Source organism: Pseudomonas sp. RIT411, assembly GCF_003057735.2.
Taxonomy (GTDB): domain Bacteria; phylum Pseudomonadota; class Gammaproteobacteria; order Pseudomonadales; family Pseudomonadaceae; genus Chryseomonas; species Chryseomonas oryzihabitans.
In genome coordinates, this window is sequence record NZ_QBIZ02000001.1 from 218679 (window position 1) to 240052 (window position 21374).

The 21374-nt window shown below is 67.0% G+C and carries 16 protein-coding genes; 11 read left to right on the forward strand and 5 right to left on the reverse strand.

Annotation, left to right across the window (positions count from 1 at the left end; translation table 11 throughout):
* The first annotated feature begins 222 nt into the window (after nt 1-222).
* From DBY63_RS01040 to DBY63_RS01060, 5 genes are all read left to right on the forward strand, one after another.
* Nucleotides 223-1002 (forward strand): transporter substrate-binding domain-containing protein, encoded by a 780-nt coding sequence (locus DBY63_RS01040; protein ID WP_007158910.1) that lies wholly within the window; start codon nt 223-225, stop codon nt 1000-1002.
* 102 nt (nt 1003-1104) lie between these two features.
* A complete protein-coding gene (locus DBY63_RS01045) occupies nt 1105-1845 on the forward strand; it encodes an ABC transporter permease (RefSeq protein WP_007158911.1) in 741 nt (246 codons plus the stop codon).
* On the forward strand, nt 1842-2552 hold the full coding sequence (locus tag DBY63_RS01050) for an ABC transporter permease (RefSeq protein ID WP_007158912.1): 711 nt from the start codon (nt 1842-1844) through the stop codon (nt 2550-2552). The genes DBY63_RS01045 and DBY63_RS01050 overlap by 4 nt, the downstream gene beginning before the upstream one ends.
* 37 nt (nt 2553-2589) lie before the next feature.
* Nucleotides 2590-3702, forward strand: coding sequence for a succinylglutamate desuccinylase/aspartoacylase family protein (locus DBY63_RS01055; protein WP_108581065.1), 1113 nt, complete (start codon nt 2590-2592; stop codon nt 3700-3702).
* Nucleotides 3703-3736: 34 nt separating this feature from the next.
* Nucleotides 3737-4501 (forward strand): ATP-binding cassette domain-containing protein, encoded by a 765-nt coding sequence (locus DBY63_RS01060; protein ID WP_007158914.1) that lies wholly within the window; start codon nt 3737-3739, stop codon nt 4499-4501.
* A 70-nt stretch (nt 4502-4571) separates the two neighbouring features.
* Here DBY63_RS01060 and DBY63_RS25115 read toward each other — a convergent pair whose 3' ends face one another.
* Nucleotides 4572-4703, reverse strand: coding sequence for a hypothetical protein (locus DBY63_RS25115; RefSeq protein ID WP_256594330.1), 132 nt, complete (start codon nt 4701-4703; stop codon nt 4572-4574).
* A gap of 469 nt (nt 4704-5172) precedes the next feature.
* On the opposite strand from DBY63_RS25115, the gene DBY63_RS01065 reads away from it, so the two are divergent.
* On the forward strand, nt 5173-5898 hold the full coding sequence (locus DBY63_RS01065) for a TorF family putative porin (protein WP_027599811.1): 726 nt from the start codon (nt 5173-5175) through the stop codon (nt 5896-5898).
* Nucleotides 5899-5901: 3 nt separating this feature from the next.
* Here the strand turns inward: DBY63_RS01065 and DBY63_RS01070 are convergent, their stop codons facing one another.
* Nucleotides 5902-10248 carry a DEAD/DEAH box helicase gene (locus DBY63_RS01070; RefSeq protein ID WP_108581066.1) on the reverse strand — a complete coding sequence of 1449 codons (4347 nt, stop codon included), beginning with the start codon at nt 10246-10248 and terminating at the stop codon, nt 5902-5904.
* Nucleotides 10249-10301: 53 nt separating this feature from the next.
* Nucleotides 10302-11246, reverse strand: coding sequence for a 2-hydroxyacid dehydrogenase (locus DBY63_RS01075; RefSeq protein WP_108581067.1), 945 nt, complete (start codon nt 11244-11246; stop codon nt 10302-10304).
* Between the two features lie 206 nt (nt 11247-11452).
* Between DBY63_RS01075 and DBY63_RS01080 the strand changes: the two genes are divergently transcribed.
* The 4 genes from DBY63_RS01080 (at nt 11453) to DBY63_RS01095 (ending at nt 16980) form a co-directional block, all read left to right on the forward strand.
* Entirely contained in the window at nt 11453-12682 is a 1230-nt protein-coding gene (locus DBY63_RS01080) for a carbohydrate porin (RefSeq protein WP_027601917.1), read from the forward strand.
* A 98-nt stretch (nt 12683-12780) separates the two neighbouring features.
* Entirely contained in the window at nt 12781-14064 is a 1284-nt protein-coding gene (egtB, locus tag DBY63_RS01085) for an ergothioneine biosynthesis protein EgtB (RefSeq protein ID WP_042133447.1), read from the forward strand.
* A 3-nt stretch (nt 14065-14067) separates the two neighbouring features.
* Nucleotides 14068-15030 (forward strand): L-histidine N(alpha)-methyltransferase, encoded by a 963-nt coding sequence (gene egtD, locus DBY63_RS01090; protein WP_027599816.1) that lies wholly within the window; start codon nt 14068-14070, stop codon nt 15028-15030.
* Between the two features lie 114 nt (nt 15031-15144).
* Nucleotides 15145-16980: a GGDEF and EAL domain-containing protein gene (locus tag DBY63_RS01095; RefSeq protein WP_108581068.1), complete on the forward strand. Its 1836-nt coding sequence runs from the start codon at nt 15145-15147 to the stop codon at nt 16978-16980.
* Nucleotides 16981-17034: 54 nt separating this feature from the next.
* On the opposite strand, the gene DBY63_RS01100 is transcribed toward DBY63_RS01095, so the two are convergent.
* Both DBY63_RS01100 and prmB read right to left on the reverse strand, forming a co-directional pair.
* Nucleotides 17035-18354 carry a DEAD/DEAH box helicase gene (locus tag DBY63_RS01100; protein ID WP_108581069.1) on the reverse strand — a complete coding sequence of 440 codons (1320 nt, stop codon included), beginning with the start codon at nt 18352-18354 and terminating at the stop codon, nt 17035-17037.
* 50 nt (nt 18355-18404) lie between these two features.
* The gene (gene prmB / locus DBY63_RS01105; RefSeq protein ID WP_027599819.1) at nt 18405-19319 is read right to left on the reverse strand and encodes a 50S ribosomal protein L3 N(5)-glutamine methyltransferase; all 915 of its coding nucleotides are present in this window, start codon (nt 19317-19319) and stop codon (nt 18405-18407) included.
* A 252-nt stretch (nt 19320-19571) separates the two neighbouring features.
* Between prmB and DBY63_RS01110 the strand changes: the two genes are divergently transcribed.
* The gene (locus DBY63_RS01110; RefSeq protein WP_108581070.1) at nt 19572-21338 is read left to right on the forward strand and encodes a thiamine pyrophosphate-requiring protein; all 1767 of its coding nucleotides are present in this window, start codon (nt 19572-19574) and stop codon (nt 21336-21338) included.
* The last annotated feature ends 36 nt before the right edge of the window (nt 21339-21374 follow it).

Genomic DNA, 21374 nt, shown 5'->3' on the forward strand with positions numbered 1-21374 from the left:
ACCCAAAGCAGTGCGTTCGTCCGCCACGGGCAGGAAAGCCGCGCCTTTCCGGTGCATAATGCGCGCCGCTTGGCTGGGTCGGCTGCTACAGGATGTAACCAACGCGGCAACCGCGTACAGATTTGGGACGATCTTCGCCGACTGGTAAGCTTATTGCTCCCGCGAGGGCACGGGCGTCGTACTGGCGCCATGATTTCATCCACATTCGCACTAGGATCCGACATGAAAAAAAGCTGGCTGACTCTCTCTGCGCTCGCCCTGTGTCTGGCCGCCGGTTCGGCGATGGCCAAGGAATGGAAAGAGATCCGCTTCGGTGTGGATACCACCTATCCGCCCTTCGAATCCCAGGCCGCCGATGGCAGCTTCGTCGGCTTCGACATCGAGCTGGGCAACGCCATCTGCGAGAAGCTGGAAGTGAAGTGCAAGTGGGTGGTGAGTGACTTCGACGGCCTGATCCCCGGCCTGCGCGCGCGCAAGTTCGACGGCATCCTGTCCTCGCTGACCAAGACCCCGGCGCGTGCCGAGCAGATCGACTTCTCCGACCTGCTGTGGTCGGGTCCCTCCTCCATGGTCACCAAGGAAGGCGCCAACCTGCAGGCCACCGCGGAAAGCCTGAAGGGCAAGACCGTCGGCGTGCAGCAGGGCACCATCCAGGAAACCTTCGCCAAGCAGAAGCTGGCGCCCAACGGCGTCAACGTCCAGAGCTACCAGAACCAGGATCAGGTCTATGCCGACCTGGTGTCCGGTCGTATCGACGTCGCCATGCAGGACATGCTGCAGGCCGAAGGTGGCTTCATGAAGTCGCCCCAGGGCAAGGGCTACACCAACACCGCCATCCACGACGAGCTGCTGCCGGCCGATACCGCCATCGGTATCCGCAAGGGCAACGACGAGTTCAAGACCTTCGTCAACAAGGGCATCGCGGCCATCCACGCCGACGGCACCTACGACAAGATCCAGAAGAAGTACTTCGGCGACCTGAACCTCTACGATCCCAAGTAAGGTCGGTTCGGCAGACGCCCCCGGTGCCACCGGGGGCGTTTTACGTATGACCGTTGGCGCTCGTGGCGCCCGCGGCCTCACCAGGCGATTCTCCCAAGACGCATGCAGCAGAATTCCTTCGACTCCTTCTTGCAGTCCATCGGACTGGGCACGCTCAGCCTGCATGGCTACGGCCCGCTGATCCTGGAAGGCACCCTGACGACCCTCAAGCTCGCCGGCTTCGCGCTGATCGTGGCGGTCATCCTCGGCCTGCTCGGCGCCTCGGCCAAGCTGTCGCGCCTCGCACCCCTGCGCTTCATCGCCCAGAGCTACACCACCCTGATCCGGGGCGTGCCCGATCTGGTGCTGATGCTGCTGATCTTCTACAGCCTGCAGAACTGGCTGGGCGCCCTCACCGACTACATGGGCTGGGACTACATCGACATCGATCCCATGGCCGCCGGTATCGCCACCCTCGGCTTCATCTATGGCGCCTACTTCACCGAGACCTTTCGCGGCGCCATCCTCGCGGTGCCGCGCGGCCAGGGCGAAGCGGCCCTGGCCTACGGCCTGACCCGCTGGCAGACCTTCACCCTGATCACCTTTCCGCAGATGATGAGATTCGCCCTGCCCGGCATCGGCAACAACTGGCAGGTGCTGCTCAAGGCCACCGCGCTGGTCTCCATCATCGGCCTGGCCGATCTGGTCCGCGCCTCCCAGGAGGCCGGCAAGGGCACCTTCAAGCTGTTCTACTTCCTGATCGTCGCCGGCGTCATCTATCTGCTCATCACCGCCGTGACCAACGCCATCCTCGGGGCGCTGGAACGGCGCTACCACGTCGGCGTGCGGGAGGCCAAGCGATGATCGAACTCCTGCAGCAATATTGGAAACCGCTGCTGTGGACCGACGGCTACCACATCACCGGCCTGGCCATGACCCTCTGGCTGCTGGTGGCCTCGGTGGTGATCGGCTTCATCGTCTCGGTGCCGCTTTCGGTAGCCCGGGTCTCGGAGCGCCGCTGGCTGCGCTGGCCGATCGGCTTCTATACCTACGTCTTTCGTGGCACCCCGCTATACCTGCAGCTGCTGATCTGCTACACCGGCATCTACAGCCTGGGCTTCGTGCGTGACCAGCCGATGCTGGGCAGTTTCTTTCGCGACGGCCTGAACTGCACCATTCTGGCCTTTGCCCTGAACACCTGCGCCTACACCACCGAGATCTTCGCCGGGGCCATCCGCAACACCCCCCATGGCGAGGTCGAGGCGGCCAAGGCCTACGGCCTGGACGGCTGGCGCCTCTATGTGCACGTGATCCTGCCCTCAGCGCTGCGCCGCTCGCTGCCGTTCTACAGCAACGAGGTCATCATGATGCTGCACTCCACCACCCTGGCCTTTACCGCCACGGTGCCGGACCTGCTCAAGATCGCCCGCGATGCCAACACCGCCACCTTCCTGACCTTCCAGGCCTTCGGCCTGGCCGCGTTGCTGTACCTGGCGGTGTCCTTCATCCTGATCGGCCTGTTCCGCCTGGCGGAGCGCCGCTGGCTGGCCTTCCTCGGCCCGACCCACTGACCCAAGCGGCCGCGCCCGGCGCGGCCCCGGAGTTGTCATGCGCCATCTCACCCATCCGCTGGTCGCCCCGGTCCCGGGCACCGAGCGCTGCATCCACAGCTTCCACTTCGGCCCCGCCGATAGCGGTCGCAAGGTCTATATCCAGGCCTCGCTGCATGCCGACGAATTGCCCGGCATGCTTACCGCCTGGCACCTCAAGCAGCGCCTCAAGGCGCTGGAAGCCGCCGGTGAACTGCTGGCGGAAGTGGTGCTGGTGCCGGTAGCCAACCCCATCGGCCAGGACCAGCAGGTCGCCGACGTCCACCTCGGTCGCTACGAGCTGGAGACGGGGCAGAACTTCAATCGCCGCTTCCGCGACATGACCGCCCAGGTGGAGGCCGTCATCGCCGAGCGCCTCGGCGATGACGTGGCCGCCAACCAGGCCCTGGTGCGCGAGGTCTTCCGCACGGCCCTGGCCGCGGAATCCGCCACTACCCAGCTCGACAGTCAGCGCCTGACCCTGCAGCGCCTCGCCTGCGACGCCGAGGTGGTGCTCGACCTGCACTGCGATTTCGACGCCGTGGCCCACCTCTACACCACGCCGGAAGCCTGGCCCGAGGTCGAACCGCTGGCGCGCTACTTCGGTTCCGAAGCCAGCCTGCTCGCCACCGATTCGGGCGGCCAGTCCTTCGATGAATGCTTCACCCTGCTCTGGTGGAATCTCAACCAGCGCTTTGGCGAGCGCCTGCCCCTGGGCAGCCTGTCGGTGACCCTGGAGCTGCGCGGCCAGCTGGACGTGCGTGATGATCTCGCCGCCGCGGATGCCGAGGCCATCGTCAACTACCTGCGCCACCAGGGCTTCCTGAGCGGCACCGCCGCCCCGCTGCCACCGCTGCTGCAACCGGCCACGCCGCTGGCGGCCGTGGAGCCGGTGGCGACCACCCAGGGCGGTGTGCTGGTGCTCAAGGCCCAGGTGGGCGAGCGCATCGCGGTCGGCCAGGTGCTGGCGCACGTCATAGATCCGATCAGCGATCGCGTCGAAGAGGTGCGCAGCGCGGTCGCCGGCATCCTCTATGCGCGCTCCAATCGCCGCATGGCCACCGCCGGCATGGTGATCGCCCATGTGGCGGGCACCGAGGCCTATCGCAGCGGCTACCTGCTCTCGCCGTGATCCCTACCCCTTTTCTGCTGTGGAATCCCTATCCATGTACAAACTGACCGTCGAAGGCCTGCACAAGCGTTACGGCGACCATGAAGTGCTCAAGGGCGTGTCGCTCAAGGCCAAGACCGGCGATGTGGTCAGCCTGATCGGCGCCAGTGGCTCGGGCAAGAGCACCTTTCTGCGCTGCATCAACTTCCTCGAGCAGCCCAACGCCGTGACCATGACCCTGGACGGCGAGACCGTTCGCATGGCCGATGATCGCGGCGCCGTCCGGGTGGCCGATGCGGCCCAGCTGCAGAATCTGCGCACCCGCCTGGCCATGGTCTTCCAGCACTTCAACCTCTGGAGTCACCTGAGCGTGCTGGACAACATCACCCTGGCGCCGCGCAAGGCCCTGGGCGTGAGCAAGGCGGAAGCCGAAGACCGCGCACGCAAGTACCTGGACAAGGTAGGCCTGCCCGCCCGAGTCGCCGAACAGTACCCCGCCTTCCTGTCCGGCGGTCAGCAGCAACGGGTCGCCATCGCCCGTGCGCTGGCGATGGAACCGGAGATCATGCTGTTCGACGAGCCCACCTCGGCCCTGGACCCGGAGCTGGTCGGCGAGGTGCTCAAGGTGATCCGCGCCCTGGCGGAAGAAGGTCGTACCATGCTCATGGTGACCCACGAGATGGCCTTCGCCCGCGAGGTGTCTTCCCAGGTGCTGTTCCTGCACCAGGGGGTGGTGGAGGAAGAAGGTCCGCCGAGCGAAGTGCTGGTCAGTCCGCGGAGCGAACGCCTGCGCCAGTTTCTCAGCGGCAATCTGAAGTAAGCCCGGGTCCCCGGCCGGGGACCCTACGCGAACCCGGCGGCGCCCGCCGCTCGGATTCGCATCAGCGCGTTCAGCGGTGCTGCTGCTGACGACGACGCTGGGCAGCCAGTTGCTCGCGCTCGCGACTGGGAATCGGGATGGCCTTGACCAGACCGAGTCGGGCGAGCAGGTCCAGCATCAGAGCTTGTATACGGTCGTTCATGAAAACTCCTCGAGCCAGCGCTCAGTCAGGGACAGCCATGGCGGGCAGCGCGCGCTGCCCTCCTCCACAATATTGAGCCTTTCCCTGTCGATTCAATCCACTGGCGTGCGGTTGTTCGTCGCAACAGGGCTGCGCTTTGTCAAAAAGTGTGTCTTTTACTGGACGGGAGCGGCCGCGTGAATGCTCGCTCGCAGAGCAGTCGGTTGCCGATTGTTATCGGAACCCATATCAAATTCGACGGTCTGGAGCCTAGCGACGAGTTCAATTCTCGATCTGAAAACTGACGAATGGCGAAAAAATGCCCTCTTCGTTGGTTATCATCGAGGGACGATAACGGGTTAGCCGCGGTTTCTCATCCAATAACAACGATGTCATCAGGGTGTTCGCACCTCGATGTTCTCCCTGCTTGTTGTTATCCCCATCACATCCTTTCTCAAGTTTGCGTGACCGGCACGGCAGGAGTGCTCCCATGACCAGATCCTTACCTCTCTTCCTCGTTTTAGGGCTGCTGGCCAGTCCGGCGCTGGCGGCCAGCTGGGGCATGCAGCGCGAGGTAGGGGATTTCGATCTGAAAATGGGCACGGCGCCGTCACGCAGCATGGCCCAGGGACTGGTCGCACCGAACTCCGCCGGCATGGGCGGTGGCTTCGATCTCACCCACGACAGCGGGCTGTACTTCGGCCAGTGGACGACCAACAACGCCTCGTCCGCGGAAGCGCCGCTGCTGGAGATGGACACCTACGCCGGCTACAAGCACCGCTTCGCTCCTGGCTATGGCTACGAACTGGGCGTGATCAACTACAGCAACCTGATCCAGAACGTCGATCCCAGTCGCGAGCTGTATTCCGGGATGACCGTCTATGGCAAGCGCCTGGGCGCCGCCTTCGCCAATGACCCGGGGCGCCACAATGCCTCGGTCTATGCCGACCTGGGGACCCTGCCGCTGATCAAGACCGGTGTCTCGCTCAAGTACACCAACTATGTGCTGGACGTACCCACGACCCTCGACAGCGGCGGCATGGTGCGCAGCTTCAACGACTGGTCGGTGAATCTGAGTCGCAAGTGGGTGAATACCCTGTTCAACCTGACCTACAGCGGCACCAGCCTGAGAGGCGCCGACTGCTCGGTGTATTCGGGCCACAACACCTACTGCGACAGCGCCCTGATGCTCAAGGCCTCGCACCCCTTCTTCTAGTCGTTACTGCCGCAGCAGGCTGCGCCCGATGCCGACCTGGGGCCGTTCCCGTCCCAGTTGCTGCAGCGCCTGCCGCGCCCGCACCTGTTCTCCTGCGTCCAGCTCCAGCAGCCAGTCGACCCTGGTTCCCACCCGCGTGGCGATCGGCACTCCGTCGCGATAGAGCAGGCGATTGCCGGCCACGGCGGGCACCTTGGCCCCGGGCAGCAGGGTGCCGACCAGATTGAGCGGATCCAGCGCCGAGACGCACACCCAGAGATCTTCGGCCGGACGCTGGCGCCACTCACGCAGGGGTGCGATGGCCGCCGGATCGGCAAATTGCTCGCCGGACAGACCGGCGATGAAGCGCCCGCCGCGGATTTCGCCGCGGGCTTCCAGGCGATGGCAGGCGCGCAGGAGATCGCGCCAGGGCGGCAGGACGGCGCTTTCGCGCTGCAGCAGCTGCCAGCAGAGCACGCCATAGCGACGCAGTAGCAGCCCGACCAGCCGCTCCAGCAGCGCATCCGGCAGCCGCGCCTCGTCCGGCGCCTCGGCGGGCCGCAAGGCGACCCAGCGGCCGGCATCCTCCATCCCGCCATAGAGCGCCATGCGCCCGCGGCGCGAACCGCTGCGACCACTGCCACGCTTGGCCGCCGGCTGCAGCAGGGCGCGCAGGCCGGCGAAGCTGTCGGCGTTGACCGCACCGGCCCCTACCAGCTCGCCCAGGGCCGTCTCCAGCTCGCTGCGCAGCAGGCGCGCCTCGCCGAGCAATTCATCGAAAAAGGAGGCGCCCCTGCGCGTCAGCACCTCCAGCACCCGTTGCGCCTTGGGTGACAGCACTTCGCTGCCGGCGGGCTCGGTCAGGCTGTTCCAGTCGGCCAGGTGGCGGCGCGGCAGCAGGACGATGGGCGAACCCTTGACCGGTCCGCCGCCCCCGCGCCCCGCCTGGGGCAGGCGCAACCAGACCACGCGACCGGCGCGACAGAGGTCATCGAGGTAGGTGAACTGATAGCTCGGCAGGCGACTGGGCAGGATCTCGCCTTCCCAGCCGGCGGCGGCGACCTCGAAGCCTTCCAGCAGGCCGATCACCTGCTCCAGGCCCTCATTGCCTCTCAGGATCGCCGGACCGGTCAGATGCTGGTGCTCCAGCAGGAATCTCAGGTAGTCGGCCAGGGCCACCGGCTCGATGGCCTTGCGCAGCCGCCCCAGGGTATAGCGATGGATCCGCGCCAGCAGGTGGCGCTCGCACCATTCCCCGGCGCTGTCCGCCGCGGTGAAGCGTCCCTGCAGGACATAGCCTTCACCCTGCAGGGCCAGCAGCGCCGGTGCGAGCTGGGCCGACGGCAACCCTAGACTGGCGGCCAGTCCATCCTGGTCTACCGGACCCAGGGCGGTGAGGCGCGCGCGCAGCAGCTCCACCAAGGCCGCCTCGGCATCCGCGGGCGCTGCGAAACCCGGCGGTGCCTCGAGCGCCGGCTCGGTGGCGACGCCGGGAAACAGCGCCTGGAACAATGGCAGTCGCTCGGCCGCGATCCACAGGGTCGCGGCCGGCAGCCGCAGCCGCCCTGCCCGCCCGGCCTTGACCAGCTGGCGCGCCTGGGTCTGCCGCGGTGCGACTTCGGCCTCGGTGAGGAAGCCGACGCCCAGCAGGGCTTCATGCAGGTCGTCGGCGCTTTCCAGCCGTGGCCAGGCTTCCTCCCGGACCAGGGCGATGGCCGCCGGATCCAGGGCGCCCAGTTCGTCGGGATCGGCACCGCCGAAGCGGCGATTCTGCACCGCCAGGGTCCGCCGCTCCTCGACGGGCGCGTCGTCCAGATAGGCATAGGGCTTGGCCGTGAGCACCTCGGCGGCCAGCGGCGAAGGTCCGGGCAGGTCGCGGGTCAGCAGGGTCAGTTGGCCCGCCGTGATGCGTCCCAGCAGGGCCAGCCAACCGCGGCTGTCGAGGGATTCGTGCAGGCAATCATCGAGGGTCTGGCGGACCAGCGGGTGCTCCGGCACCTGGCGCTCGCCGGCGAGATTTTCCAGGCAGGCCGCCTGATCGGGAAAGACCGTGGCCAGGAGGTCTTCGCTGCGCATGCGCTGCACCTGGGTCGCCACCTTGCGCCCGGCGCTGAAGCGCGGCAGCGCCAGGGCCGTGGTGGCGTTCCAGCGCCAGCGCACCGCGAACAGCGGGGCGTCGAGCAGCGCCTGGATCAACACGGTCTCGGCGGTGGCCGGATGCAGATAGCGCCAGACCTCATCGAGCACGAAGCTGTGGCTGGTGGCCAGCGAGAGGATCAGGGCGTTCTCGGTCGCCGCCGCCTGCAGCTCGACATTGAAAGTGCGGCAGAATCTCTTGCGCAGGGCCAGGCCCCAGGCACGGTTGATGCGGCTGCCAAAGGGCGCATGAATGATCAGCTGCATGCCGCCGGCCTGGTCGAAGAATCTTTCCATCACCAGGGTCTGCTGGGTCGGCAAGGCGCCTAGCGCCTGGCGCGTCCGACCGAGATAGTCCACCAGCTGGCGCGCTGCGTCCTCGGCCAGCGCATAGGCCGCGCCGATGCGGGCGATGGCCGGTTCGGGCGGCTCGTCGGCGCCGGGCAGCAGGGGTTCGAGTTCCGCGCGCAGCCGCGCCAGACCCGCCGACAGTTCATCGCTGCGCCCCGGCGCCTCGCCGTGCCAGAAGGGAATGTTGGGCGGCTGACCCTTGGCATCCTCCACCCGCACCTTGCTGCCTTCGATCTTGACGATGCGGTAGGCGGTGTTGCCCAGCTGGAAGACATCGCCCACCAGGCTTTCGAAGGCGAAATCCTCGTTGACGCTGCCGACGGTATGGCCCTGGGGTTCCAGCAGCACGCTGAAGTCGCCGCTTTCCGGGATGGTGCCGCCGCTCATCACGGCGGTCGCCTTGCCGCCCCGACGGCCGCGCAGGAGTCCGTTGACCGCATCCCGATGGACATAGGCGGCGCGCGGACCGCGGCGATCCGTATAGCCCTGGCTGAGCATCTCCACCACGGCCCGGTAGTCGGCCTCGCTCAGCGCGGCATAGGGTTCGGCCTGGCGCAGCACGGCCAGCAGGCACTCTTCCGACCACTCCTGGCAGGCGACCTCGGCCACCAGTTGCTGGGCCAGGACGTCCAGCGGCGCCACGGGGATGTGCAGGGTATCCAGCTCGCCCCGGCGCACGCAGTCGAGCAGCGCCACGCACTCCACCAGGTCGTCGCGCGAGGTGGGAAACAGCCGTCCCTTGGGCAGGCCGCCGACCTGGTGATTGGCGCGGCCGACCCGTTGCAGGAAGGCGGCGATGGAACCCGGCGAGCCGATCTGGCAGACCAGATCGACCTCGCCGATGTCGATGCCCAGCTCCAGGGAAGCGGTCGCCAGCAGCAGGCGCAATTCGCCGCGCTTGAGGCGCTGCTCGGCGTCCAGTCGCTGCTCCTTGGCCAGGCTGCCGTGGTGGGCGGCGACCTGGGCATTGCCGAGGCGATCCGAGAGCTGGCGCGCCATGCGCTCGGCCAGCCGGCGGGTGTTGACGAACACCAGGGTGGTGCGGTGCGCCTCGGCCAGTTCGGCCAGGCGGTCGTAGATCAGCTCCCAGGCCTGGGTGGACAGCAGCGCCTCCAGGGGAATGGGCGGCACCTCCAGCGCCAGGTCGCGGGGGCGCTGATGACCGATGTCGATGACGGTGCAGGGCCTGGGCTGCCCCTGGGCGTCGCGGCCGACCAGAAAGGCGGCCACGGCGGCCAGCGGTTTCTGGGTGGCGGACAGGCCGATGCGCTGTAGCGGATGGCCCGTGAGGGCCTCCAGACGCGCCAGACTCAGGGTCAGGTGGCTACCGCGCTTGCCATCGGCGATGGCATGGATCTCGTCGACAATGACGCCGCGCACGCTGGCCAGCATCCGTCGCCCGGAATCCGAACCCAGCAGCACATAGAGGGATTCGGGGGTGGTGACCAGCAGGTGCGGCGGTCGCCGGCGCATGGCGGCCCGCTCCTTTTGCGGGGTATCGCCGGTGCGTACCGCCGTGCGCAAGGCCAGCGGCGGCAACCCCCGCGCCTCCAGCGCCGCGCCGATGCCGGCCAGGGGTTCTTCGAGATTGAGGCGGATGTCGTTGGACAGGGCCTTGAGCGGCGACACATAGATCCAGAGGCAGGCCTCGGGCAGGCCACCCTCCTGCAACGCTTCCTGCACCAGGCCATCGAGTACGGCGAAGAAGGCGGTCAGCGTCTTGCCCGACCCGGTGGGCGCCGCCACCAGCACCGATTCACCGGCGCGAATGGCCGGCCAGGCCTTGAGCTGCGCCTCGGTCGGGGCGGGAAAGCGCGTCGTGAACCAGCTGCGCGGCGCGTCGTGAAAGTCCGCCAGGACGGCGGCAGGCGAATTCGAGGTCATGCGCCCAATATGGGAGGGGCCATCCGGGGCCACAACCCAAGCCGACCGGCGGCTCAGGCGATGCGATTGCGCAGTTCGCCCCCCTGCAGCATGGCCTGGATATTCGCCAGCATCACCTCTTGCTGGGCCTGCTGGGCCGAGGCCGCATTGGCCGCGACATGGGGACTGAGCACCAGGTTGGGCTGCTGGCGCAGGCGCTCGGGCACCTCGGGTTCGCGGGCGAAGACATCCAGCCCGGCGCCAGCGATCCCCCCCTGCTCCAGGGCATCGGCCAGGGCATCCTCGTCGACCACGCTGCCGCGAGAGATATTGACCAGATGGCCCTCGGCGCCGAGCGCGGCCAGGACCTCGGCATCCACCGCGCCCGCGGTCTCGGCGCTGGCGCGGACCGCCACCACCAGCACGTCGCTCCAGCGCGCCAGCTCCAGCAGACTGCCGTGATAGGCATAGTCCAGCCCTTCCCGCCTCGAGCGATTGAAATAGCCGATCTCCATGTCGAAGGCCGCGCCACGCCGGGCGATGCGGCGGCCGATCTCGCCCAGGCCATAGATGCCCAGGCGCCGCCCGGCCAGGCCCGGGACCTGGGGCATGCGCTCGACGGCGTTGCCCTGCCAGCGGCCGCTGCGGACGAAGGCGTCGCCCTGTAGCAGGCGGCGCGCGCTGGCCAGGATCAGGCCAAAGGCGAATTCGGCCACGGCGGTGGCATTGGCATCGCCGGCCGTGGTCACGGCGATACCGCGCGCGCGGCAGGCATCCAGTTCCACGCCTTCGTAGCCGGTGCCGTAGCAGGCCACCAGCCGCAGCGCCGGCAGGGTATCCAGCAGCGCGGCGCGGGTCGGCAGGCCGCCGATGGTCAGCAGCGCCACGGCCTCCTCAGCCCCCGCGGGCAGCGCCGCGGGATCGGCCGAAGGAAAGGGCCCCAGGACCCGGTAGTGGGCTTCGAGCTGGGTCACCAGTCCCTGCGGCAATTGCGGGGCCATCAGCAGCGTCGGTTTCATTTTGTAATACTTTCCTTGAGGCAAAACCCAAGCGTCGCCAGCAGGAGCCGTGGTCGTCAACCATTCTCTTTAGGCTGCCGCTTTCGGCGGTCTTGATCCGTGCCTTCGAACCAAGGCAAGTCCTTGATCGGCTGGGAAATTCGCGCAACTTGTCGAGCCGGGCCCAGGTCCGATCGGCGTCCGCCAACCACACAGGGATTTTCGGGATGACCAGAGTTCTCCGCCAGGCCGGCACCACCTGCTGTCTTGCCTTCCTTGCCGGCAGCCTGCCGCTGACCGCCACGGCGCTGGAATTCAGCGGCTACGGCCGAGTGGGTGTCGGCGGCTCCGCGGAAGGCGGCAAGCAGAGCTGCTTCCAGCTGCCCGGCGCACCCGCCAAGTACCGCCTGGGTAACGAATGCGAGACCTACTGGGAACTCGAATTGCACCAGACCCTGTACAAGGGCGTCGATGGCACCGAACTCAAGGTGCACGGCATGGCCAGCCTCTACAACGTCTATGACCAGACCCCCACCTTCAGCGGCGACAACGGCAACGTGCGCCTGCCGCAGATCTGGACCAGTCTCAGCCTGCCGGCGCTCAATGGCGGTGGTCTCTGGGCCGGGCGTCGCTACTACAAACGTCACGACATCCATATCAACGACTTCTACTACTGGAATCCGAGCGGCACCGGTTTCGGCGTGGAGGACTATGGCCTGGGCGACAGCGGCCTGCGGCTGAGCTACGCCTTCAGTCGCGAAGACAACATCGACCAGCCGGACAAGGCCAACCGCCACGACCTGAACCTGGGCGGCATCAAGACCAATCCCGGTGGCGAGATCGAACTGGGGCTGTCCTACATCCAGCGCGCCGGTCAGGTACAGAACGCCCACAGCGGCTGGTCGGCCACCGCCGAGCACAAGCAGGCGCAATTCTTTGGCGGGGTCAACGTCTTCACCGTGCAATACGGTCGCGGGCCAGGCACCGGCCTGGGCGCGACCGGCAGCCTGACCGCCGATAGGGATTACGAGAGCCTGCGCGTGCTCGAATCGCCGCGCTGGCAGCTCACCCCGCGCTTCGGCGGCCAGTTGCTGGCGCTCTATCAGCGCGACCGCGCCCCCGGCGATGGCGGCCAGACCTGGTACTCCTTCGGCGTGCGGCCCAGCTATGCCTTCACCCGTCTGTTCAAATTGCAGGTGGAGTTCGGCCACGACCAGATCCATCCCGACAGCGGCGCCACCCGCAAGCTGAACAAGGTCACCGTGGCGCCGACCCTGGCGCTGGGCGGCATGGGGCTGATGGACCGGCCGGAGATCCGCCTCTACTGGACCTACGCCAGCTGGAACCGCGGTGCCCAGGATGCTGCCGTGGCCGGTACGGCGCTGTCCGACAGCGGCGCCTTCGGCGATGCCCGCCACGGCAACAACTTCGGCGTGCAGCTGGAAACCTGGTGGTAGACAGGGGTAAGCGAGACCGCCCGTCATAACCGGGCGAACTAAACTTATGCCGCCCGGTCGGTTTCCTGACAACCAAAAGGCCGACCAGGGAGAACGCCATGAATCCTCTCGCCCGCGAGCTGCCCGCAGCGAGTGACACCGCCACCACCCTGCTCGAGCGCTTCCAGCGTGTGCGCAGGGCCAGCGAGGCGCTCTGCGCCCCGCTCACCGTCGAGGATTACGTCATCCAGAGCATGGCCGACGTCAGTCCGCCGAAATGGCACCTGGCCCACGTCACCTGGTTCTTCGAGGCCTTCATCCTCAAGCCCTTCCTCAAGGGCTACCAGACGCCCAATCCGGCCTACGACTACCTGTTCAACTCCTATTACGAGACCCATGGCAAGCCCTTTCCGCGGGCGGCCCGCGGGCACCTGTCGCGGCCGGGCGTGGACGACGTCTATCGCTTTCGCGCGGCGGTGGACACCGCCATGGCCGAGTTGCTCAGCGCGCCGCCCGCCGAACATGCCGCCGAGATCGCCCGGCGCCTGGAACTCGGTCTGCACCACGAGCAGCAGCACCAGGAATTGCTGCTCATGGACATCAAGCACATCCTGGCGCAGAACCCCCTGCATCCGGTCTATCGCGCCGACCTGGCCAAGGGCCCCAAGGCCGCGGTCGCGCCCCTGGGCTGGGAAGCCCATCCGGGCGGCGTCCGGCATGTCGGCCATGGCGGCGACGGCTTCGCCTTCGATTGCGAGACGCCGGTGCATCGGCAATTCGTGGACGACTTCCAGCTGGCCGATCGGCTGATCACCAATGGCGAATACCTGGCCTTCATCGAAGACAACGGCTACGGCCGCAGCGATCTCTGGCTGTCCGACGGCGCCGCGGCCATCCGCACCCTTGGCTGGCAGGCGCCGCTGTACTGGCAGAAGCTCGATGGCGTCTGGCACCACTTCACCCTGGGCGGCCTGACCCCGGTGGATCCAACCGCACCGGTCTGCCACCTGAGCTTCTATGAAGCCGATGCCTACGCCAGCTGGGCCGGTGCCCGGCTGCCCACCGAGGCGGAATGGGAAACCGTGGCGGCGCGCCAGCCGATCCAGGGCAACTTCGTCGACCAGGATCACCTGCAACCGGTCGCCAATGCGGACCAGGGCATGCGCCAGCTGTTCGGCGACGTCTGGGAGTGGACCGGCAGCGCCTTCCGCCCATACCCCGGCTTCAAGCCACTGCCGGGCAGCCTGGGCGAATACAACGGCAAGTTCATGTCCGGCCAGATGGTCCTGCGCGGGGGCTGCTGCGCCACGCCCCAGGACCATGTGCGTGCCACCTACCGCAACTTCTTCTATCCCACCATGCGCTGGCAGTTCTCCGGCCTGCGCCTGGCCAGAGAGGTCTGACCCATGGCCCTAGCCGTGCGCTTCTTCGATCAGCAACCGGTGACCGTCGCCGACAGCTCGCTGCGGGACGATGTGCTCCAGGGCTTCGCCCAGACCCCTAAGGCGCTGTCGCCCAAGTACTTCTACGATCAGCGCGGTTCGGAGCTGTTCGAGGCCATCACCCGGCAGCCCGAGTACTACCCCACCCGCACCGAAGAGGGCATCCTGGCCGCGGCGGCCGGTGAGATCGCCCGCCTGGCCGGGCGTGACGCCGCCCTGGTCGAACTGGGCAGCGGCGCCAGTCGCAAGGTGAGACTGCTGCTGGAAGCCATGCACCCGGCCGGCTACCTGGGCATCGACATCTCCCGGGAATTCCTGCTCAGCAGCACCCAGCGTCTGGCGGCCGACTATCCCTGGCTGGACGTCAGCGCCGCCTGCGCCGACTTCAGCCGGCCCATGACCCTGCCCGACAGTCTCGACGGCCTGCGCCCCATCGCCTTCTTTCCCGGTTCGAGCATCGGCAACTTTACCCCGGAAGAAGCCGGCGTTTTCCTGCGCAATCTGCACCGGATGCTGCCGGCGACCGGGGGCCTGCTGATCGGGGTGGACCTGATCAAGGACAGGGCGCGGCTGGATGCGGCCTACAACGATGCCGCGGGAGTGACCGCCGACTTCAATCTCAACCTGCTCGAACGCATCCGCCGCGAGCTGGACACCGATCTGGATCCGCAGCGCTTCCGCCACCTGGCCTTCTTCAACGAAGAACAGGCGCGTATCGAGATGCACCTGGTCAGTACCCGCGACCAGACGGTACGTCTCGAAGGCCGCCGCTTCACCTTCCGCGAAGGCGAGCGGCTGCATACCGAGAATTCCTACAAGTACAGCCTGGCGAGCTTTCGTGCATTGGCCGAAGACGCCGGTTTCAGACAGGTGCGGGTGTGGACCGACCCCGAGGGGCTGTTCGCCGTGTTCTACTTCGCGGCCTGATCCTTTCGACAGATAAATGACAACCGGTAGAGTGTGAGGCGGGTAGAGAGGGAACTCTCGACCCGATCACGCTCTAAGTAGCAATCTGCTACTACAGCGCACCGAGACGTTGCTATGGAGCCCGCTCCACTCACTGCGGCCAACGAACGCCAGCGTCTTGCACTGCTGCGCGATCTTGCCCTGATCGACCGCCCTGCCGACCGTGCCTTCCAGGATCTCACCGATCTCTGCGCCCGGTTGTTCGATGTGCCCTATGCAATGATCTGCTTTCTTGACGGCCAGCAGGTCCATTGTCGAGCCACCGTAGGCTGCGAGCCTTTCACCGTTCCGCGCACCCAGTCGTTCTGCCAGCACCTGCAGGAATCCGTCCTGCCGCTGCAGGTCGAGGATGCGCGTGATGACGCACGCTTCGCCGACCTCCAGGTGGTGAGAGGTGCACCGAACATCCGCTATTACCTGGGCGCGCCGCTGCGCACCGCCGAAGGGCTGATGCTCGGCAGTCTCTGCCTGTTCGATGCCGCTCCCCGCGCCGCCCTGCCCCAGGATCGGCTGGTGGCGCTGCAGCAACTGGCGGCCCTTGCCAGCCAGCACATCGAATTGCTGCGCACCGAAGCCTTCTGGGATCCGGTCACCCAGCTGCCCAATGGTCAGCGCTTCAGCGAGGATGCCGAAGCCCTGGCCCGGGCCGGTACCTCGGTGGTGGCGGTGGCGGCCGATCTGTTCGCCCAGAGCTATCTCAACGACTTCATCAAGGCCATGGGCCAGGCGCATTTCGATGGCCTGCAACGGGCCATCAAGCAGCACCTGCGCCGCCTGCTACCGGCTGAACAACCGCTGTATCGCCTCGGACCGGCCCGCTTCGGCTTTCTGCTGCACGACGCCGACGAGGCCGCGCAGCGGGCGCTGCTTGAGCGCCTGCAGCAGGAATTGACCGGGGTGCTCGACTACAATGGCATTCCCATCCAGACCCGGCTGGGCCTGGGGGTGATGTCCCTGACCGACGACCATCCCACCGACTGGCTGCGTGCCCTGATCGCCACAGCCGACGATGCCCGCGCCGAAATGCGCGGCTGCCGGTATTTCGATCCGCAGCATGACGCCGCCTACCGCCGCGCCTTCGCCCTGCTCAGCGCCCTGCCCCAGGCACTGCGCGCCGAGGACCAGTTGAGCCTGGTCTATCAGCCGCGCATCGATCTGGCCACCGGTCGCTGCCACAGCGTCGAGGCGCTGTTGCGCTGGCAGCATCCGCACCTTGGCCCGGTCAGTCCGGCGGAATTCATTCCGCTGGCGGAAAAGACCGCGCTGATCACCGCGCTGAGTCGCTGGGTCATGCAGCAGGCCATCAGCCAGGCCTATGCCTGGCAACGCGAGGGCCGGGGCCTGGGGGTGGCGATCAACATCTCCGCCCATGACCTGAACGATCCGGACTTCACCGAGCACACCACCGACCTGCTGCAGCGCTATCCGGTCGACCCCCGGCGCCTGGAGCTGGAGGTCACCGAGAATGCCCTGCTGGGTGACGTGGCGCTGATCCATCGGCAGCTGGCCGCCCTGCGCGAGCTGGGCATCGGCATCGCCATCGACGACTTCGGGACCGGCTACAACAACCTCTCGCACCTGCGCGAGTTGCCGGCCGACACCATCAAGATCGACCGCAGCTTCGTCCGCGAGCTGACCCACCGCACCAAGGACCGGCTGATCGTCAGCTCGCTGATCGAACTGTCCCATCAACTGGGCTTTCGCATCACCGCCGAGGGTATCGAGACCGCCGAGGCCCTGGCCAGCCTGCTGGCCATGGGCTGCGACGAAGGCCAGGGCTTCTGGATCGGCAAGCCCATGCCCGAACCGGAATTGCAGGCCTGGTTGCTGATCCAGCAACCGGATCTGCAACGACGCCCTACGCGGCGTGCGCCGGTCTTCCAGCTGTTCGACAACGCCGCCAAGCACTGAGGCGCCCTGCCCTGCGGTCTCGCCGCGGGTTGGCGCCTCAGGCGCGCCGCAAGATCACTCCTGGGTGCGCTTGCGCGGCGGCGCGAAGCCGTCGGCCGAGCTCGGCACCAAGGCGCCGGGACGGCGTTCGGACTTGGGTTTGGCCTTGGTCTTGGCCTTGCCGTCCTTCTTGCCCTCGGTCTTTTTCTTCTTCACGCCCGCGGCCTTGCCCGAGGCCTTGAGCTTTTTCGGACCGCTGTAGCTGGCCTTGAGACCCGGCAGGTGACGACGCTCGAATCTCAGCTTGAGATAGCGCTCGATGCTGGACATCAGATTCCAGTCGCCATGGGTGACGAAAGAAATCGCCAGACCGGCCTCGCCGGCGCGCCCGGTGCGGCCGATGCGGTGGACGTATTCGTCGCCACTGCGCGGCAGGTCGTAGTTGATCACCAGGTCCAGGCCGTCGACGTCCAGGCCGCGGGCGGCCACGTCGGTGGCGATCAGCACCTTGACCGCGCCGCTCTGCAGCCGCTCCACGGCCAGCTTGCGGTCCTTGGTGTCCTTGTCGCCGTGCAGCACGAAGACCTTGAGGCCCTCGGCCACCAGGCGACCGGTCAGGCGATCGGCCTGCACCTTGGTGTTGGTGAAGACGATGGCCTTGCGATAGGTCTCGTTGGCCAGCAGCCACTGCAGCAGGCGCTCCTTGTGCGGAGGCTCGTCGGCCAGGATCACCTGCTGCACCACGGCTTCGTTGAGCTCGCCGGTGCGGTCCAGCATGAGATTCTGCGGCTCGCGCAGGACCTGCTCGACCACCTGACGCAGGCTGTTGCCCCCGCTGGTCGCGGAGAACAGCAGGGTCTGGCGGCCTTCGCGCTCGCAGCTGGCGGCGATCTGCAGCACGTCCTCGGAGAAGCCCATGTCGAGCATGCGGTCGGCTTCGTCCAGCACCAGCATCTCGATGTCCTTGAGATCCACGTTGCCGGCGTTGCGCTGCTCCAGCAGGCGACCGGGGGTGGCCACCAGGATCTCGGGATTCTTGCGCAGGCCGGCGGCCTGGACGCGGAAGTCCTCGCCGCCGATCACCAGGCCGGCCTTGAGAAAGGTGAACTGGCCGAAGCGTTCGATTTCCTTGGCGGTCTGCTGGGCCAGCTCGCGGGTCGGCAGCAGGATCAGGGCGCGGGCACCGGAACGCGGCTTGGGATCCTTGAGCAGTCGATCCAGCAGTGGCAGCAGGAAGGCCGCGGTCTTGCCGCTGCCGGTACGGGCGGTGACGCGCAGGTCATGTCCCTCCAGGGCCGGGCCCACGGCAGCGGCCTGGACCGGGGTGGGCGTCTTGAAGCCCAGGGTGTCGAGGGCCTTGAGCAGGCGCTCGTGCAGAGCGAGTTCGGTAAACACGGGGTAGACCTCGGTAAAGAAAGGCGGCCGCCACCGGCGACCGCAGGTGATCAGGGGACCAGACGGCTGCGGAACAGCGCCTGGTGCTCGCGGCACTGGGCGGCGGCGAGCAGGAAGACGCCATGGCCGCCGCGCTCGAATTCGAGCCAGGTGAAATCGACTTCCGGATAGAGCGCCTCGACGTGGACCTGGCTGTTGCCCACTTCCACGACCAGGATGCCCTGCTCGGTGAGGTGATCGGCGGCCTCGGCCAGCATCCGTCGCACCAGATCCAGGCCGTCGTCACCACAGGCCAGGCCCAGGGCCGGTTCGTGCTGGTACTCGGCCGGCATGTCGGCGAAGTCCTCGGCATCCACGTAGGGCGGATTGCTGACGATCAGGTCGAAGCGCTGCCCCGGCAGGCCGGCGAAGCCGTCGCCCTGGACGGTATAGACGCGCTCCTCCAGGCCGTGGCGCTCGATGTTCTGCCAGGCCACCTCCAGGGCGTCGTAGGACAGATCGCCCAGGGCCACCTCGGCCTCGGGGAAGGCATAGGCGCAGGCGATGCCGATGCAGCCCGAGCCGGTGCAGAGATCGAGGATGCGCGCCGGCGTGGCCGGCAGCCAGGGGGCGAATTGCGCTTCGATCAGCTCGCCGATGGGCGAACGCGGCACCAGCACCCGCTCGTCGACGGTGAAAGGCAGGCCGCAGAACCAGGCTTCGCCGAGCAGATAGGCGGTCGGCACGCGCTCCTGGATGCGCCTGTGCAAGAGCACCCCGAGTTCGTAGCGCTCGTCGTCTTCCAGGGCGCAGTCCAGGTAGCGGTCGGCGGTGTCCCAGGGCAGGTGCACGGCGCCCAGCACCAGGGCGCGGGCCTCGTCCCAGGCGTTGTCGTGGCCATGGCCGAAGAACAGCTCTTCGGCATGGAAGCGGCTGACGGCCCAGCGGATGTGGTCGCGCAAGGTGCGCAGGCGGGATTCGCTCATGAAAGGCTCCGGATGATCAGCCGCGCATTCTAACCCGCGCCCGGTCCGGCTGCAGGAACTTAACGCCGGACCCCTTCTTCCTAACCTAGGCTTGTTTGAAAAGTCGCCGAGCGAAGGTCAGGCAAGGCAAAAATCCGTGAGGAAGCGGAGTTTACGAGTGGTAAATGAGCATTCCGAACGGTTTTTTAACGCAGCATGGCCGAGCGCAGGCACTTTTCGGACAAAGCCTAAAGGTCCAGTTAGGAGAACGTCATGAGCAAGACCGTAGCCGACCATCTCTGGGAGCGCCTCGGGCAGTGGAACGTCGAGCGCGTCTTCGGTTATCCCGGCGATGGCATCAACGGCATCATGGGTGCCCTGGGGCGGGTGGCCGAGCAGTTCGACTATGTCCGGGTGCGCCACGAGGAGATGGCCGCCTTCATGGCCTGCGCCCATGCCAAGTTCACCGGCGAGGTGGGCGTCTGCCTGGCCACTTCCGGGCCCGGGGCCATCCAACTGCTCAACGGCCTGTACGATGCCAAGATGGACCATATGCCGGTGGTCGCCCTGGTCGGCCAGCAGGCCGCCTCCTCGCTCGGCAGCGACTACCAGCAGGAAGTCGATCTGCACACCCTGTTCAAGGACGTGTCCGCCTACGTGGAGACGGTGGTGCATCCGGCGCAACTGCGCCATGTCATCGACCGCGCCTTTCGCGTGGCCATCGCCGAGCGCCAGGTGGCCACGGTGATCATTCCCAACGACATCCAGCAGTTGCCCGCGGTGGAAAGCCCGCCGCACCAGCACGCCAATGTCCTTTCCGGGGCCGGTGCCATCCCGCCACGGCCCTATGCCCAGGAAGACGACCTGCAGGCCGCCGCCGACATCCTCAATGCCGGCAAGAAGGTGGCCCTGCTGGTGGGCGCCGGTGCCCTGCAGGCGCGCAGCGAGGTGATGGCGGTGGCCGAGAAGCTCAGCGCCGGGGTGGCCAAGGCGCTGCTGGGCAAGGGCGTGGTCTCCGACGAACTGCCCTATGTCACCGGCTCCATCGGCCTGCTCGGCACCGAGGCCAGCGATCTGCTGATGAAGGAATGCGACACCCTGCTGATCGTCGGCTCGACCTTTCCCTATACCGAATTCCTGCCCAAGGAAGGCCAGGCGCGGGCGGTGCAGATCGACCTGCATGCGCGCAACATCAGCATGAGGTATCCCATCGAGCAGCCGCTGCTGGGCGATGCCGCCGAGACCCTGAGGCGCCTGCTGCCGCTGCTGCAGAGCAAGCCCCACGATAAATGGCGCGCGCGCATCGAGAAGAGCGTGGTCGACTCCTGGCACTCCATCGAGCAGCGCGCCCTGGCGCCCGCCGACCCGATCAATCCGCAGCGAGTGTTCCATGAGCTGTCCCAGCAACTGCCGCGTGACGCCATCCTCTGCGGCGACAGCGGCTCCCACACCAACTGGTATGCCCGCGACATCCGCATGAGCGGGCAGATGCTGGGGTCGCTGTCGGGCAAGCTGGCGACCATGGGCTGTGGCATTCCCTATGCGATCGCGGCCAAGTTCGCCCATCCGGATCGTCCGGTGATCGCCCTGGTGGGCGACGGCGCCATGCAGATGAACGGCAATGCCGAACTGGTCACCCTGCAGCAGTACTGGAAGAGATTCAGTAACCCGACCTTTATCGTCATGGTGCTCAACAACGGCGATCTCAACCAGGTGACCTGGGAGCAACGCGCCCTGGCCGGCGATCCCAAGTTCGCCCCGGCCCAGGACGTGCTGGACTTCCCCTATGCCCGCTATGGCGAATTACTCGGCTTCAAGGGCCTGCGCATCCATCGTCCGGACGAGGTGGCCGATGCCTGGCAGCAGGCCTTCGAAGCGGATCGCCCGGTGGTGCTGGAGTTCGTCACCGACCCCAGCGTGCCGCCGTTGCCGCCGCACATCAGCTTCGAGCAGGCGCGGGCCTTCCTCGGCGCCATCGCCAGTGGTGATCCGAATCGCTGGGACATGCTCAAGCAGGGGGCCCGACAGCTGCTGCGCTAGCCCGCGCCTCTCAGGCTCGCCAAGGACCGCCGAGGC

Coding starts and splice junctions, on each gene's coding strand:
- DBY63_RS01055 (WP_108581065.1), top strand. CDS start 2,590: ATGCGCCATCTCACCCATCCGCTGGTCGCCCCGGTCCCGGGCACCGAG.
- prmB (WP_027599819.1), bottom strand. CDS start 19,319: ATGAGCGAATCCCGCCTGCGCACCTTGCGCGACCACATCCGCTGGGCC.
- DBY63_RS01065 (WP_027599811.1), top strand. CDS start 5,173: ATGACCAGATCCTTACCTCTCTTCCTCGTTTTAGGGCTGCTGGCCAGT.
- egtD (WP_027599816.1), top strand. CDS start 14,068: ATGGCCCTAGCCGTGCGCTTCTTCGATCAGCAACCGGTGACCGTCGCC.
- DBY63_RS01080 (WP_027601917.1), top strand. CDS start 11,453: ATGACCAGAGTTCTCCGCCAGGCCGGCACCACCTGCTGTCTTGCCTTC.
- DBY63_RS01050 (WP_007158912.1), top strand. CDS start 1,842: ATGATCGAACTCCTGCAGCAATATTGGAAACCGCTGCTGTGGACCGAC.
- egtB (WP_042133447.1), top strand. CDS start 12,781: ATGAATCCTCTCGCCCGCGAGCTGCCCGCAGCGAGTGACACCGCCACC.
- DBY63_RS01040 (WP_007158910.1), top strand. CDS start 223: ATGAAAAAAAGCTGGCTGACTCTCTCTGCGCTCGCCCTGTGTCTGGCC.
- DBY63_RS01110 (WP_108581070.1), top strand. CDS start 19,572: ATGAGCAAGACCGTAGCCGACCATCTCTGGGAGCGCCTCGGGCAGTGG.
- DBY63_RS01045 (WP_007158911.1), top strand. CDS start 1,105: ATGCAGCAGAATTCCTTCGACTCCTTCTTGCAGTCCATCGGACTGGGC.
- DBY63_RS01060 (WP_007158914.1), top strand. CDS start 3,737: ATGTACAAACTGACCGTCGAAGGCCTGCACAAGCGTTACGGCGACCAT.
- DBY63_RS01075 (WP_108581067.1), bottom strand. CDS start 11,246: ATGAAACCGACGCTGCTGATGGCCCCGCAATTGCCGCAGGGACTGGTG.
- DBY63_RS01095 (WP_108581068.1), top strand. CDS start 15,145: ATGGAGCCCGCTCCACTCACTGCGGCCAACGAACGCCAGCGTCTTGCA.
- DBY63_RS01070 (WP_108581066.1), bottom strand. CDS start 10,248: ATGACCTCGAATTCGCCTGCCGCCGTCCTGGCGGACTTTCACGACGCG.
- DBY63_RS25115 (WP_256594330.1), bottom strand. CDS start 4,703: ATGAACGACCGTATACAAGCTCTGATGCTGGACCTGCTCGCCCGACTC.